The following is a 14,205-nucleotide window of genomic DNA, read 5'->3' as shown; positions in this document are numbered from 1 at the left end:
CGTGACCGGTTATTACAAACCCTTATTGGGTCCGATAGGGCAACGCATCGCCCACATGCTTCTGCCAATTGGCGGCATAGCGCTGGGCGAGATCGGCGTCGCCGCGCACGATCAGGACGTTTTCGGCATTGCCGCGCTGCGCGGTCTGCGTAAAGTTGAAGCTGCCGGTAACCAGCACTGGATGCGCGCCGCGCGGGTCGATCACGATGACCTTGTTGTGCGCATTCTTGTAGCGCACCTCTAGCCAGACGGGAATGCCCGCATTGGCGACCTCGGGCACGCGGCTGCCGCCAGAACGCGTCATCTGCTCGCGATCGGCCAGCACCCGCACATCCACGCCGCGCTGATGCGCCGCCAGCAACGCACGCGTAATCGCCTTGTTCGACAGCAGATACGCCTGCACCAGCACCTGCTCGCGCGCCTGGTCGATGGCGTCTGCCAACAACCCTTCGATGTCATCGTCGGGCGTGAACGCAGCCTGCACCGTGCCCTTGGCCGGCTGCACCGGCGGTGTGCTGCGGGCCAGCGCCACGCCGCCTGCAGCAAACACCAGCCACGCAGCCAGCAGCCAACCCAAGCGGCGCAGCATCATGCGCGGCGCTCCAGCACAGCCGCGAAGAAGCCGTCGGTCTGGTGCGTGTGCGGATACAGCTCCAGGTAGGGCCCCATTTCCAGGGCGATCTTCTGCGCGGCGAGCACCTCACCGGCGGGCACGAGCACGAAGTCTTCATGGGCGGCCAGGAACTGCTCGACCACCTGCTGGTTCTCGCGCGCCAGCACGCTGCAGGTCGCGTAGACGAGGCGGCCGCCCGGCTTCAGCAGCCGCGCCGCCGATGTCAGGATCGACAGCTGCTTGGCCGACATTTCTTCCACGGCCTGCGCAGATTGGCGCCACTTTAGGTCCGGATTGCGGCGCAACGTGCCCAAACCGCTGCAAGGCGCGTCGACCAGCACGCGATCGATCTTGCCCGCCAGCCGCTTGACCTTGGCATCGTGCTCGCTGTCAATGCGGCCCGGATGCACGTTCGACAGGCCGCTGCGCGCCAGGCGCGGGCCCAGGTTCGACAAGCGTTTTTCCGATACGTCGAAGGCATACAGGCGCCCCGTCGAGCGCATCGCCGCGCCAATCGCCAGGGTCTTGCCACCAGCGCCGGCACAGAAATCGACCACCATCTCGCCGCGCTTGGGTGCCAGCAATTGGCAGAGCAGTTGGCTGCCCTCGTCCTGCACCTCGACCGTGCCGTTGGTGAAGATATCGAGCTTGTTCAACGCCGGCTTGCCCGCTAGGCGAATGCCCACCGGCGACAGCGGTGCTGCAGCCCCCTCGATACCGGCTTCGGCCAGTGTTGCGAGCACGGCTTCGCGCTCGCCCTTGAGCGTATTCACACGCAAGTCCAGCGGCGCGGGCGTGAGCCACGCTTGCGCCAGTGCTTCGGTGAAGTCCGCACCGTGCTGTGCAACCAGCGCATCGAAGAGCCAGTCGGGCAGATTGGCGCGCACGCGGGCCGCCAGCGCGGCGCGGTCGCGGTTTTCCCAGCGATCCAGCCATTCGGCCTCCGCCGGGTTCAGGAACGGGGCGATAGCCTCACGCCCGGCCGTCTGCAGCAAGCCGAGCAGCACTAGGCGACGACGCGCCGGGCCAGTGCCGCTCTCGGCAAACTGACCGAATTCAACCTTGCGGCGCAGCACGGCAAAGGCCGCTTCGGCGATGATGCCGCGCTCGCGGTGGCCAAGTTCGTGGTGCTCACGGAAGTACTGGCTGACCACCATGTCGGCCGGCGCCGCAAAGTGCAGCAGACGCGCAAGCACCTTATCCAGGTGCTCCAGATGGCTGCCATGCACGCCCGTGCGCGGGCGCGGGGCGCTGCGCGGCGCGGGCTTGCCCTGCGGTGCCCGATACCAGCCACCGCCACCGGAACCCGCGCGCTTGTTGCCCGATCCGCCGTTTCCATTGCCGCGCGAACGCTGACGATCCTGACTCATGCTGCCTCCCGGGCGTTGACGCCAATAACAAGCTGCGATTCATCCGGAGAGACGCGCACAACACCGTCTTCGATCGACAACCGCCCTTCCACGAACCAGCGTACGGCACGCGGATAAATCGTGTGTTCCTGCGCCAGCAGCCGCCCGGCCAGCGAGTCAGGCGTGTCGTCTTGGCGCACGTCGATGATGGCCTGCAGCACGATCGGGCCGTGGTCCAGGTCAGCGGTGACGAAATGCACCGTCGCGCCATGCACCTTCACGCCCATGGCCAACGCGGCCTCGTGCGTATGCAAGCCAGGGAAGCACGGCAGCAGCGACGGATGAATGTTCAGCATGCGCCCGGCGTAGCGCTTGACAAAGCCCGGCGTAAGGATGCGCATAAAGCCGGCCAGCACCACCAGATCAGGCGAAAAGCCGTCGATCACCTGCGCCAGGGCGGCGTCAAAGCTGTCGCGATCGGGGAACGCCTTGTGATCGACCACCGCGGTGGCGATGTCGTGCGACGCGGCAAATTTAAGTCCTGCCGCATCGGGCCGATTAGAAATGATGGCGGCAATGCGTCCCGACCAACCTTCGGCCTGACAGGCGCGGACAATGGCTTCCATATTGGAACCGCGTCCGGAAATGAGAATGACGATGTTTTTCATCGCGGCATTTTATCAAGTGCGCCGGAGTTCCCCGAGAAAATCCGGTGTGACGCCTTCGCAGCCATGCCGCGGGCGCTTTTGCAGCCACCGTGGCATTTTGCCGACGCATGCCGGCAAAAACTCTGTCATGCCAGCAAAAGGAAGGGGCAACCGTTGGCGCGCTTTGGCGCGCTCTGATAATCTCAGCGCCATAATTGTCCGCGCTCCCGAGGGGTCGGGTGGGCTGCCAGCGATGATCCGACGCGTATCAAACGCCTGTTCATCCTGCGCTGCAACATCGTGCGGGCAATACCGTGACAGTCGATCGGCACAGGGTGAGACACCCGGCCCGTCGACCATCGCCCGCGCCGGGTCGACACGCGTACAACAACAAGAGGGCATTGCCCTCACCGGGGAATAAGAATGACGAGCTCGCTGCGTAGCCTGCTGGTGGTCGACGACCACCCTCTCGCCTTATCTGGCACGACCACGTTTCTTGCACACGCCTTGCCTGAAGTTCAGGTGCACGCGGCTATTGGCCGGCGCCAGGCGCTTGCGCTGGTGGAGGAAGGCGTCCGACCGGACGTCGTGCTGCTGGACGTGTGGCTGTCCGATTGCACGGGCTTCGACGCCATGCGCGAACTGCGCGGCAAACTGCCAGAAGCACGCTTTGCCTTCATGTCGGCGGAAAACACGCCGGAAATCGTCGCCAAGGCTCAAGCGCTAGGCGCCATCGGCTTCATCGGCAAGCACGCCGATGCCCATGCTTTCTCCAAGGCGGTGGCCGGCATTTTCGGCGGCGATGCGTCGTTCCCGTCCGAAGACGATATGGGCGGCATCAACGGCAAGGGCGGTGCCTCGCACGGCATTCCCATCACGCCGGCAGAACTGGGGCTGACGCCGCGCCAGGGATCGGTACTGGCGCTGCTGCTCGAAGGCCTGCCCAACAAGTCGATCGCGCGCCAGTTGGGCCTGACGGAAAACACCGTCAAAGAACACGTCTCGGCGATTCTGCAGCGGCTGGGCGTACGCACGCGCATCCAGATCATCTCGCGCATGGAACGCTTTCGCCTGACCGGCGCTGCCTGATCCAGCCGCCCCATCTGAGCATTCTGACGGCGCCCTTCACGGCGCCGTTTCACATTACCGTCAATAAGCGACCTGCGGCTCGGCTGAGCGGCCGCGCAGCCAGCGCTTGAGCAGCACGCGCAGCATGTTCGGGTCCATCGGTTTGGCCAGTAGCAGGTAGCCGGCTTCTTCGGCGCGCGCGAGGGCGGCGGAGTTGCGATCGCCGGTCAGCAGCACGGCGTGGGCATCGGGATGGCTGACTTGCCAGCGCTCGAGCAGCTGCAGGCCATCCTCCTCGCCGGGCAGGCGCAAGTCGCAGAAGATGATCTGCGGGCGGATGCCGCGCGCCAGCAGTTGCTCGGCGGAGCGGCCATCGGCGGCGCTGTGGACTTCCACACCCCACGCTTCGAGCAGCGCGTGCCACGCCTTGCGGATTTGCTGGTCGTCGTCCACGACCAGCACCACGCCCGAGAATCGCGGCTGATCGAGCACTGCACGCTTCTGCTCGGCGCGTGGCTGCGTGGCCAGCGGTGCCTTGATCTCGGCGGGCACCGGTCGAAGCGCCATCCAGAACATCGAGCCGCGCCCCGGCACTGAGCGCACGCCAAACGTCCCGCGCAGCAGACGCACACATTCCTTGTAGATCGACAGGCCCAAACCCAAACCTTGGCTCGGATCGCGCTCGGGGTTTTCGACTTGGTAGTACGTCGAGAAGATGTCTTTCTGGTGCTCTGGCGCGATGCCGATGCCTGTATCCCAGACCTCGATCCGCAGATGCTTCTGGCGCACGCGCAGCGCCACCATCACGCCGCCGCGCTCGGTGTAGCGCAGCGCGTTCTGCAGCAGATTGAACAGCGCCCGGCGCAGCAGCACCGGCTCGGCCATCCCGAACACCGGCAGCGGAGGAATGCGCGCCGTGAGCGCCAGACCCTTGGCGCGCGCATCCGGCATGAACTGCTGGACCACTTCGGTGATGACCTCGCCCAGATCCACCGGCTCCAGCGTCGGCGAGGTCTTGCGGCTCTCCAGCTTGGACAGGTCCAGCAGCGAGCGGAACAGCAGATCGATGGTCGCGGCGCCCGAGGCCAATTGCTCCACCAGCGGCGCCAAGGATTCCGACTGGTTGCGGGCCCGCAGCGCTTCCACCAAGAGCACGATCGCATGCACCGGCTGACGCAAGTCGTGGCTGGCGGCAGCCAGGAAGCGCGATTTTTCTTCCGATGCCGACAACGCGCGCTGCTTCTCGTCCTGATAGCGGCGCGCAAGCTGTCGGCTCTCGTTCTCCAGCTGGATTTCGCGCACTAGCGTGTTGTGGATGTTGACGGCATGCCGGGTCAGCAGGGCCGCAAAGAACAGCAGCACGCCGCGCAAATACAGCCCGTGTCCCGGAAATGCCTGGTCGGCCAGCACAAAGTGCGGCGCCAGGATGCCCGTCCCGAGGATCAGCAGGCTGGACGGCACGGGCGCCTGCGACAACACCGCTGCTGCCGCCACGCCGATGATCACGATCATCAGCAGGCTGCTGAACTCGAGCGACGGCGACATCAGATACAGCCCCGCCGAACAGCCCCACGCCACCCCACCCACGGCCGACATGACGTGCATGCCCGTCCACCACTTGCGGGTGTGCGCGGCCAGCGTCATGCGGGTCAGGTCGTAGCGATAGCCAAAATAGAAGCGCAGACCTGACGCCGTCAGGCACAGCATGATCAGGCACCAGCCCAGCAGCCCCGGGCGGTTGGAGGCGTCCCAGAACGCGGCGACCGTCAAGGCGGGCAGCACGACCGAGGCAGCAATCCCCATGGGCGCCCCGCGATGCACGGCGGCGAGCAGCTTGGCGCGGGCGTCCAGTTCGAGCGGCGCGCGGCTGGCAAGCCCGAACTTGGCGAAGAAAAGGCGCAGCGAGGCGTTCAAGGAGATATCGGGTAGGAACTGGATATCGGATTGTGCCGCAAGCATGCGCCGCGCGGGCGCACCGTTCGGACGATTGTGCAACACCCCGACACCCAGCCGCGTGCGCGCCGGGGATGGGGCAATCCCTTATATAATGTGCGTTTTGCTGGATTTTGGCGGCTGTCAGGCCAATCCGGCACGAAATCGCACTTCTCCTTTCCTCGACCACCGACGCTTCTCGTGAAAGTCTTTCGCGGCTTGCCCAACGCCGAAAGTCGCGCGCCCTGCGCGTTGACCATCGGCAACTTCGACGGCGTGCACCGCGGGCACCAGTCTTTGCTGGCCCGCGCACGCGCGGCGGCCGACGCACGCGGATTGCCGCTTACGGTGATGACGTTCGAGCCGCATCCGCGCGAATTCTTCATGCCGGACCGCGCGCCCACCCGCATTGCGCTGCTGCGCGACAAGCTGGAAAGCCTGCGTCGCCAGGGCGTCGACCGCGTGGTCGTGGAGCATTTCAACGCGCATTTCGCTGGGCAGACGCCGGACGAGTTCGTGCGCAATGTTCTGGTCGATGGCCTGCACACGCGCTGGCTGCTGGTGGGCGATGATTTCCGCTTTGGCGCCAAGCGGGCGGGCGATTTCAACTATCTGCAGGCCGCCGGTGCCCAGTTTGGCTTCGAAGTCGAGCAGATGGGCTCGGTGTCGGAGTCCGGCGTGCGCATTTCCAGCTCGGCCGTGCGCGAGGCGCTGGCCGCCGGTGACCTGGAACACGCCCGCCGCCTGCTCGGGCACAGTTATGCCATCAGCGGACACGTGGTGCACGGGCAAAAGCTCGGCCGCTCGCTGGGCTTTCCGACGCTGAATTTGCGCATCTCGCATCGCAAGCCGGCAGTGGCCGGCATCTTTGTCGTGCAGGTGCACGGGCTGGCCGAAAAACCGCTGCCGGCCGTCGCCAGCATTGGCGTGCGACCGACGGTGGACGACTCCGGCCGCGTGCTGCTGGAAGTGCATATCTTTGATTACCACGCCAGCGTCTACGGCAAGCTGGTGCGCGTGGAGTTCATGAAGAAGCTGCGCGACGAGGCTCGTTACGATTCGCTCGATGCCCTCAAGGAGGCGATCGCGCAGGACTGCGTTCATGCACGGCAGTTCTTCGGCCTGCCCATTCCGCCAGCCGGCGAGTCGCCCACGCTTCGGCGCGACTTCGCCACCTCCGCCACCGACCGAATTCAGTAGGCGGCCGACACGTTCGCCGCCCAGAAGCCACACACTGCGCACGCGCGCCCTGCACTGTCAGCCGCGCTTGCACCGATCCGATCTGCCCGAATCTGCCCCACATCACATCATGTCTGACGCCAAGAAGCCCACGCCGGAGAAGAGCAAGTACCCGGTCAACCTGCTGGACACCCCGTTCCCCATGCGCGGCGACCTGCCCAAGCGCGAGCCGCAATGGGTAAAGCAATGGCAGGACAAGCAGCTCTACAAGAAGATCCGCGCTGCGCGCAAGGGCGCGAAGAAGTTCATCCTGCATGACGGCCCGCCGTATGCCAACGGTGATCTGCACATCGGCCACGCGGTCAACAAGATCCTCAAGGACATGGTGATCAAGGCGCGCGGCCTCACCGGCCTGGACGCTGTCTATGTGCCGGGCTGGGATTGCCACGGCATGCCGATCGAGATCCAGATCGAAAAGCAGTTCGGCAAGGGCCTGCCCGTCCAGGAAGTGCAAGAGAAGGCGCGTGCGTACGCCACCGGCCAGATTGCGCGCCAGAAGGCAGACTTCGAGCGCCTGGGCGTGCTGGGCGACTGGGCCGATCCGTACCTGACCATGAACTTCCGCAACGAAGCGGACGAGGTGCGTGCGCTGGGCAAGATCCTGGAGAAGGGCTACGTCTTTCGCGGCCTGAAGCCGGTCAACTGGTGCTTCGACTGCGGCTCGGCGCTGGCGGAAGCCGAAGTGGAATACGCGGACCGTACCGATCTGTCGATCGATGTCGGCTTCCCATTTGCCGATATCGACGCACTGGCCAGCGCCTTCCACGTGGGTGCTGACGTGCTCAAGGCCAAGCAAGGCTGGATCGTGATCTGGACCACCACGCCGTGGACGATCCCTTCCAACCAGGCGCTGAACCTGCACCCGGAAATCGAATACGCGCTGGTCGACACGTCGCGCGGCCTGCTGATCGTTGCCAAGGAGCGCGTCGAGGCTTGCCTCCAAAGCTGGAAGCTTGAAGGCACGGTGCTGGCCACGTGCGAAGGCGCCGCACTCTCGGGCGTGCGCTTCCACCACCCGCTCGCCAAGATGGACGCCGGTTACGACCGCACTTCGCCGGTCTACCTGGGCGATTACGTGACGATCGATACCGGCACCGGCATCGTCCACTCCGCGCCTGCCTATGGCGTGGAAGACTTCCAGTCCTGCAAGTCACACGGCATGCCCGACTCGGAAATCATCAACCCGGTGAGGGGCAACGGCGTGTACGCATCAACGCTGCCGCTGTTTGGCGGCCAGATGATCTGGGATGCCAATCCGAAAATCGTCGAAGTGCTGCGCGAGTCCGGCAACCTGTTCGACGCGCACAAGCACCCGCACAGCTACATGCACTGCTGGCGCCACAAGACGCCGATCATCTACCGCGCCACGTCGCAGTGGTTCGCGGGGATGGACGTGCAGCCCAACGACGGCAACGCCACGCTGCGCGAGACCGCGCTCGCGGGCATCGACGCGACGGCGTTCTACCCGTCGTGGGGCAAGCAGCGCCTGCACAACATGATCGCCAACCGCCCGGACTGGACGCTCTCGCGCCAGCGCCAATGGGGTGTGCCGATGGCCTTCTTCGTGCACAAGGAAACCGGCGCGCTGCACCCGCGCACGCCTGAGCTGCTGGAGCAGGTCGCCCAGCGCATCGAAAAGAGCGGCATCGAAGCCTGGCAGACGCTCGACCCGCGCGAGCTGCTCGGCGATGAAGCCGACATGTATGAGAAGAACCGCGACACGCTCGACGTGTGGTTCGACTCGGGCACGACGCACTGGCACGTCATCCGCGGCTCGCACGCGGCGGATCTGTACGACGCTTCGGCCGACCTGCCGGACGGTCGCCTGGCTGATCTGTATCTGGAAGGTTCGGACCAGCACCGCGGCTGGTTCCACTCGTCGCTGCTGACGGCTTCGATGCTGTACGGCAAGCCGCCGTACAAGGGCCTGCTCACACACGGCTTCACGGTGGACGGCGAAGGCCGCAAGATGTCCAAGTCGATCGGCAACACGATCGCGCCGCAGGAAATCGCCAACAAGATGGGCGCCGAGATCATCCGCCTGTGGGTGGCCTCGACCGACTACTCGGGCGAACTGGCCATCTCGGATGAAATCCTGAAGCGCGTGGTGGAAGGTTATCGCCGCATCCGCAACACGCTGCGCTTCCTGCTCGCCAACCTGACGGACTACGACCACGCCAAACACGCGCTGCCGACCGAGCAATGGCTCGAAATCGACCGCTACGCCGTGGCGCTGACGGATGCGCTGCAGAAAGAAGTGCTGTCGCACTACGACGTGTACGAATTCCACCCGGTGGTCGCCAAGCTGCAGACGTTCTGCTCGGAAGACCTGGGGGGCTTCTACCTCGACGTGCTGAAGGATCGCCTGTACACGACTGCGCCCGATTCCGTGGCGCGCCGCTCCGCACAGAATGCGCTGTATCACATCACCCAGGCCATGCTGCACTGGATGGCGCCGTTCCTGTCGTTCACAGCCGAAGAGGCCTGGCAGGTGTTTGCGCACGGCACGGAACACACCGACACCATCTTCACCAGCACCTACTACAACGCTCCGGTGCCCCAAGGCGCCAGCGCGCTGCTCGAGAAGTGGGCCGCCATCCGCAACGTGCGCGGCGAAGTGACCAAGCAACTGGAAGCGCTGCGCATCGACGGCAAGATCGGATCGTCGCTGCAGGCGGAAGTGACGGTGTCGGCGGGTGAATCGGTGCATGACGCGCTGGCCAGCCTCGGCGACGACCTGCGCTTCGTCCTGATCACGTCCGCGGCCAAGCTGGAGCGCGCGCCGGAAGGCGGCGATCTGCTCATCACCGTGGTGCCGTCCACGCACGCCAAGTGCGAGCGCTGCTGGCACTACCGCGCCGACGTCGGCCACGACGCGACCCATCCGACCCTCTGCAAGCGCTGCACCGACAACCTGTTCGGCGCTGGTGAACAACGGAGCGCTGCGTAATGGCGACAACTCGGGCGGCCCGTAACGGCGGTAAGAGCAAATCGATCGGATTGAAGAAGAGCGCCGGCGGTCATGGCGTGGGCCCTTGGCTCGGCCTGGCCGTCATCTGGATCCTGCTGGACCAGTTGACCAAGGTCGCCATCCTCAAGACCTTCACCTACGGCGAGTCGCGCCCGGTCACCGGGTTCTTCAACCTCGTGCTGGCCTATAACAAGGGGGCGGCGTTTTCGTTCCTGGCCGCAGCGGGCGGCTGGCAGCGCTGGTTCTTCACGGGCCTGGGCGTGGCAGCGGCGCTGTTCATCGTGTGGCTGCTCAAGCGGCACAGCGGGCAAAAGCTGTTCTGCTTTGCCCTGGCGCTCATTCTGGGCGGCGCGCTGGGCAACGTGATCGACCGTGTCATCTACGGTCACGTGGTGGATTTCCTCGACTTCTACCTGCACAACTACCACTGGCCGGCGTTCAACGTGGCGGACTGCGGCATCACCATCGGCGCAGTGCTGCTGATCGTCGACGAACTGCGGCGCGTGCGGCGCTGACCCTGCGGTGCCAGAACTCCAGCAGTGGAATGGTGAAGCGGTGCTGTGCCTCGACGAGGCCGGCCCGCCCATCGCCACCGAACAGGACGCACTGGACCATCTGATCGGCGAGGCGCTAGGGCATGGCGCAACGATGGTTGCCGTGCCGGTCAGCCGCCTCGATGCCGCGTTCTTTGCGCTGCGCACGGGCCTGGCTGGCGGCATCGCACAAAAGATCACCAACTACCGCCTGAAACTCGCCGTGGTGGGCGACATCTCTGCGCACCTGCGCACCAGCGGTGCGTTACGCGACTGGGTCCGTGAATCGAACCAGCGCGACACGATCCGCTTCGTGCCGTCGCTCGACGATCTGGCCGCCGATGCGCGGCCCATGCCTGCCGAATAAGGGCTCAGCCCCAGTAGCGCACGGCATACCACGCGCGCTTGACGTACTCCGCAAGAATCGACCCGGCTTCGTACACAGGCACCGACTTGGCGAGCGTGTCGCCCGGGAACACGCCTTGCGCACCCCAAGTGACTTCCGGCCACACCTTGCGGAACACCGCCAGCGCCCGGCCGGTGTGATACCAGCTCGTGACCAGGATTGCGCTCTGCACCTGCTGGCCCGCCAGCGTCTCGCGCGTCATCCGCGCATTTTCCATCGTGCTGCCGGACACACATTCGTGGCCGATGCGCTCCGCCGGCACGCCGGCCATCACAAGGCGGCGCTCGATCAGCAGGCAATCGCCCTGGCCGCTGATGAACACGCGAGGCGCTACACCCGCGTGGTACAGCTCGGCAGCGCCGATCACGCGCTGGCCCGACTCTCCGCCCAGCACAACGATCACGTCTGCGTGCGCGAGCCTCGGCTCCTTGCGCAGCCATGCCTTCGCCCCGCAGACGAGCACGGCAGCGGCCACCACCGCAGCGATGGCGCAACCGCCAATCAAGGCGAGGACATTGCGAACTGCTGAGCGACCGAAAACCATATGGGGAATGCGCATTTGAGGAAAAACCGGGGCGCCAGACGCGCCGCGGGGCAAGCCGGTATCATCGCCACTGTTCAGCAGGAAGCCCGGGCACCGGGTTGTATCCTGCCCGCGCATATTGCGTCAATCGGATTCCCAAGCGGGTTGTTATGGAACTGCAAGGCAAACATTTCGTCCTCGGCCTGACGGGCGGCATCGCGTGCTACAAGTCCGCCGAGCTGGTACGGCTGTTGACCAAGGCTGGCGCGACCGTGCAGGTGGTGATGACCGAGGCCGCCACGCACTTCATCACACCGGTGACGATGCAAGCGCTTTCCGGTCGTCCGGTCTTCACGTCACAGTGGGACGGCCGCATCGGCAACAACATGCCGCATATCGACCTCTCGCGCGAGGCGGATGCCATCGTCATCGCGCCGGCGTCCACCGACTTCTTGGCCAAGCTCGCACACGGCATGGCCGACGATCTGCTCTCCACGCTGTGCATCGCGCGCGATTGCCCGCTGCTCGTGGCGCCCGCGATGAACCGCCAGATGTGGGCCGCGCCCGCCACGCAGCGTAACGCCGCGCAGTTGCGCGCGGATGACGTCACCCTGCTCGGCCCCGATGCCGGCGACCAGGCCTGCGGCGAAGTCGGTGACGGCCGCATGCTGGAGCCGGAAGACATCGTCGAGCAGCTCATCGGCTTCTTCCAGCCCAAGCTGCTGCGCGGTCACCGCGTGCTGCTGACGGCCGGCCCGACCTTCGAGCCGATCGACCCGGTGCGCGGCATCACGAACCTGTCCAGCGGCAAGATGGGTTTTGCGCTGGCACGTGCCGCGTCGCAGGCCGGTGCAGAAGTCACGCTGGTTGCCGGGCCGTGCCATCAGGACACACCGGCAGGCGTACAGCGCATCGATGTGCAAACCGCCCAGCAGATGCACGACGCCGTCATGCACGAGCTGGATGTTGCCAAGAACGACATCTTCATCGCGGTTGCGGCGGTGGCCGACTGGCGCGTGGCACAAGCAGCGGAACAGAAACTCAAGAAGCAGAACGACTCCGACGTACCCGCACTTACGTTCATACAGAACCCGGACATCCTCGCCGGTGTGGCGCGCCGGGCGAATGCGCCTTTCTGCGTCGGCTTTGCGGCCGAAACCGAACGGTTGGAAGAGTTCGGCGAGGCCAAGCGCAAGAAAAAGGGCATTCCGCTGCTGGTCGGCAATCTTGGCCAGCAGACCTTCGGCCGCGACGACAACGAAGTCGCACTCTTCGATGCAAAGGGCATCACGCGCCTGCCGCGCGCCGACAAGCTGACGCTCGCGCGCCAGATCGTCGCCGCCATCGCCGACCGCGTGCATGGGGCACGATCATGAGTGCCGCGCCAATCCGCCTGTCGGTTCTGGACCAAAGTCCGGTCATCTACGGCCACAGCGCACGCGATGCCATCGCCGCGACGGTCGACCTGGCGCAACTCGCGGATTCGCTCGGCTACACGCGCTACTGGTGCGCCGAGCACCACGGTCTGCGCGGCGTGAGCAACCCCGCGCCGGAAGTGATGATTGCCCGCGTAGCCAGCGCCACGAAACACCTGCGCGTGGGCTCCGGCGGCGTGATGCTGCCGTACTACAGCCCCTTCAAGCTGGCCGAGCAGTTCCGCCTGCTGGAAGCGCTGTTCCCCAACCGCATCGACCTGGGTGTCGGCCGAGCACCCGGCGGCGACATGCGCACCGCGCAGGCTGTGGCCATGGGCGACTACAACCGCGGCGACATCTTCCCGCAGCAGGTGCAGGAACTGATCTGGCACCTGACGGGCACGCTGCCGTCCGATCACCCAGCGGCCGGCGTTCTGCTGCAACCCGAGATCGATACCAAGCCCGAGTTGTGGATGCTCGGCTCGAGCGATTTTGGCGGCGCGCTGGCCGCGCGTCTGGGCATCCGTTTCGCGTTCGCGCATTTCATCAACCCGCACGTCGGGCATATCGTCACCCAGCAGTACCGCACGGATTTCGAGCCCGGCTACGACGCGCGCCCGTATAGCGCCACCGCCGTCTTCGTGATCGCCGCCGACACTGAAGCCGAAGCGCGCCGCTATGAAGCCGCCGTCGACCTGCGCCGCGTGCAGATGGCGCTGGGCGTGAACGGCCCGATCCCAACCGTCGAGCAAGGCGAGGCCCACGTCTACACCGAGCGCGACCAGGCCATCGTCATGCGCGAGCGGCCACGCAGCATCATCGGCACACCGGAATCCGTGGCCGAGCAAATGCATGCGCTCAAGGAACGCTTTGTCGCCGACGAACTGATCGTGCTGACCGTCGCACCCAGCTACAAGGCGCGACTGCGCTCATACGAGCTGCTGGCCGAGGCGTTTGCGCTACCATCTCCGGCTTCTGCAACCTCTTCGGCCCGCCCCGCATGAAACTCGACGTCAAGATCCTCGACGCCCGCCTGCACGAACAGCTCCCGCAGTACGCCACCACCGGCAGCGCCGGGCTAGACCTGCGCGCCTGCATCGACGCTCCGCTCACCATCGAGCCCGGCACCACGCATCTGGTCCCGACCGGCATGGCCATCCACCTGGCCGACCCGGGTTATGCCGCGCTGATCCTGCCGCGTTCCGGCATGGGCCACAAGCACGGCATCGTGCTCGGCAACCTGGTCGGCCTGATCGATTCGGACTACCAGGGCCAGCTCATGGTCAGCACGTGGAACCGCGGCAGCACGGCATTCGTGCTCAATCCGATGGAGCGCCTTGCGCAACTCGTGATCGTGCCGGTGGTGCAAGCCGAGCTGAACATCGTCGACGATTTTGCCGAGAGCGAGCGTGGCGCGGGTGGTTTCGGCAGCACCGGGCGCCACTGACAACATCGCCCACGCATAACAAAAAGGCCCGGAGATTCCGGGCCTTTTCTTTGGTGCGACAA

General features: G+C 65.5%; 13 protein-coding genes. 8 read left to right on the top strand and 5 right to left on the bottom strand.

The features are described from left to right. Window positions 1-22 precede the first annotated feature (22 nt). The 3 genes from ACCD03_RS14225 to purN are packed head-to-tail and all read right to left on the bottom strand — an operon-like array spanning window position 23 to window position 2,630. Complete coding sequence (locus tag ACCD03_RS14225; protein WP_325654299.1) at window positions 23-592, bottom strand: phospholipase D family protein; 570 nt, start codon at window positions 590-592, stop codon at window positions 23-25. Further along, window positions 589-1,983: an RsmB/NOP family class I SAM-dependent RNA methyltransferase gene (locus ACCD03_RS14220; protein ID WP_045202794.1), complete on the bottom strand. Its 1,395-nt coding sequence runs from the start codon at window positions 1,981-1,983 to the stop codon at window positions 589-591. The genes ACCD03_RS14225 and ACCD03_RS14220 overlap by 4 nt, the downstream gene beginning before the upstream one ends. Next, window positions 1,980-2,630 (bottom strand): phosphoribosylglycinamide formyltransferase, encoded by a 651-nt coding sequence (gene purN, locus ACCD03_RS14215; protein WP_325654296.1) that lies wholly within the window; start codon window positions 2,628-2,630, stop codon window positions 1,980-1,982. Before purN ends, ACCD03_RS14220 begins: the two co-directional genes overlap by 4 nt. Before the next feature lie 402 nt (window positions 2,631-3,032). Here purN and ACCD03_RS14210 point away from each other — a divergent pair, with 402 nt between their 5' ends. After that, window positions 3,033-3,698 carry a response regulator transcription factor gene (locus ACCD03_RS14210; protein ID WP_004631976.1) on the top strand — a complete coding sequence of 222 codons (666 nt, stop codon included), beginning with the start codon at window positions 3,033-3,035 and terminating at the stop codon, window positions 3,696-3,698. Window positions 3,699-3,758: 60 nt separating this feature from the next. Here the strand turns inward: ACCD03_RS14210 and ACCD03_RS14205 are convergent, their stop codons facing one another. After that, window positions 3,759-5,591, bottom strand: coding sequence for an ATP-binding protein (locus ACCD03_RS14205; RefSeq protein ID WP_413412098.1), 1,833 nt, complete (start codon window positions 5,589-5,591; stop codon window positions 3,759-3,761). A 219-nt stretch (window positions 5,592-5,810) separates the two neighbouring features. Here ACCD03_RS14205 and ACCD03_RS14200 point away from each other — a divergent pair, with 219 nt between their 5' ends. The 4 genes from ACCD03_RS14200 (at window position 5,811) to ACCD03_RS14185 (ending at window position 10,719) form a co-directional block, all read left to right on the top strand. Next, window positions 5,811-6,809 carry a bifunctional riboflavin kinase/FAD synthetase gene (locus ACCD03_RS14200; protein WP_325654294.1) on the top strand — a complete coding sequence of 333 codons (999 nt, stop codon included), beginning with the start codon at window positions 5,811-5,813 and terminating at the stop codon, window positions 6,807-6,809. Window positions 6,810-6,918: 109 nt separating this feature from the next. Continuing rightward, on the top strand, window positions 6,919-9,798 hold the full coding sequence (gene ileS, locus ACCD03_RS14195) for an isoleucine--tRNA ligase (protein ID WP_413412090.1): 2,880 nt from the start codon (window positions 6,919-6,921) through the stop codon (window positions 9,796-9,798). Further along, a complete protein-coding gene (lspA, locus tag ACCD03_RS14190; RefSeq protein ID WP_045202791.1) occupies window positions 9,798-10,334 on the top strand; it encodes a signal peptidase II in 537 nt (178 codons plus the stop codon). Before ileS ends, lspA begins: the two co-directional genes overlap by 1 nt. Before the next feature lie 7 nt (window positions 10,335-10,341). Further along, window positions 10,342-10,719, top strand: coding sequence for a DUF4180 domain-containing protein (locus tag ACCD03_RS14185; RefSeq protein WP_413412088.1), 378 nt, complete (start codon window positions 10,342-10,344; stop codon window positions 10,717-10,719). Window positions 10,720-10,723: 4 nt separating this feature from the next. On the opposite strand, the gene ACCD03_RS14180 is transcribed toward ACCD03_RS14185, so the two are convergent. Further along, window positions 10,724-11,302, bottom strand: a complete 579-nt coding sequence (locus tag ACCD03_RS14180) for a YdcF family protein (protein WP_325654288.1) — start codon at window positions 11,300-11,302, stop codon at window positions 10,724-10,726. A gap of 149 nt (window positions 11,303-11,451) precedes the next feature. On the opposite strand from ACCD03_RS14180, the gene coaBC reads away from it, so the two are divergent. Genes coaBC through dut form a run of 3 tightly spaced genes read left to right on the top strand, consistent with a single transcriptional unit; the run spans window position 11,452 to window position 14,143 of the window. Next, on the top strand, window positions 11,452-12,657 hold the full coding sequence (gene coaBC / locus ACCD03_RS14175) for a bifunctional phosphopantothenoylcysteine decarboxylase/phosphopantothenate--cysteine ligase CoaBC (protein WP_413412085.1): 1,206 nt from the start codon (window positions 11,452-11,454) through the stop codon (window positions 12,655-12,657). Next, entirely contained in the window at window positions 12,654-13,700 is a 1,047-nt protein-coding gene (locus ACCD03_RS14170) for an LLM class flavin-dependent oxidoreductase (protein ID WP_413412083.1), read from the top strand. Before coaBC ends, ACCD03_RS14170 begins: the two co-directional genes overlap by 4 nt. Next, on the top strand, window positions 13,697-14,143 hold the full coding sequence (gene dut / locus ACCD03_RS14165) for a dUTP diphosphatase (protein ID WP_024974963.1): 447 nt from the start codon (window positions 13,697-13,699) through the stop codon (window positions 14,141-14,143). The genes ACCD03_RS14170 and dut overlap by 4 nt, the downstream gene beginning before the upstream one ends. Window positions 14,144-14,205: the final 62 nt, after the last annotated feature.

It is taken from the genome of Ralstonia sp. Ralssp135 (assembly GCF_047304345.1).
GTDB lineage: Bacteria > Pseudomonadota > Gammaproteobacteria > Burkholderiales > Burkholderiaceae > Ralstonia > Ralstonia chuxiongensis.
This window is presented reverse-complemented; position numbering and strand designations above follow the sequence as displayed.

Bases quoted from the DNA above. Each gene is read 5' to 3' on its own strand.
- ACCD03_RS14225 (WP_325654299.1), bottom strand. From the start codon at position 592: ATGATGCTGCGCCGCTTGGGTTGGCTGCTGGCTGCGTGGCTGGTGTTT.
- ACCD03_RS14220 (WP_045202794.1), bottom strand. From the start codon at position 1,983: ATGAGTCAGGATCGTCAGCGTTCGCGCGGCAATGGAAACGGCGGATCG.
- purN (WP_325654296.1), bottom strand. From the start codon at position 2,630: ATGAAAAACATCGTCATTCTCATTTCCGGACGCGGTTCCAATATGGAA.
- ACCD03_RS14210 (WP_004631976.1), top strand. From the start codon at position 3,033: ATGACGAGCTCGCTGCGTAGCCTGCTGGTGGTCGACGACCACCCTCTC.
- ileS (WP_413412090.1), top strand. From the start codon at position 6,919: ATGTCTGACGCCAAGAAGCCCACGCCGGAGAAGAGCAAGTACCCGGTC.
- lspA (WP_045202791.1), top strand. From the start codon at position 9,798: ATGGCGACAACTCGGGCGGCCCGTAACGGCGGTAAGAGCAAATCGATC.
- ACCD03_RS14180 (WP_325654288.1), bottom strand. From the start codon at position 11,302: ATGGTTTTCGGTCGCTCAGCAGTTCGCAATGTCCTCGCCTTGATTGGC.
- coaBC (WP_413412085.1), top strand. From the start codon at position 11,452: ATGGAACTGCAAGGCAAACATTTCGTCCTCGGCCTGACGGGCGGCATC.
- ACCD03_RS14170 (WP_413412083.1), top strand. From the start codon at position 12,654: ATGAGTGCCGCGCCAATCCGCCTGTCGGTTCTGGACCAAAGTCCGGTC.
- dut (WP_024974963.1), top strand. From the start codon at position 13,697: ATGAAACTCGACGTCAAGATCCTCGACGCCCGCCTGCACGAACAGCTC.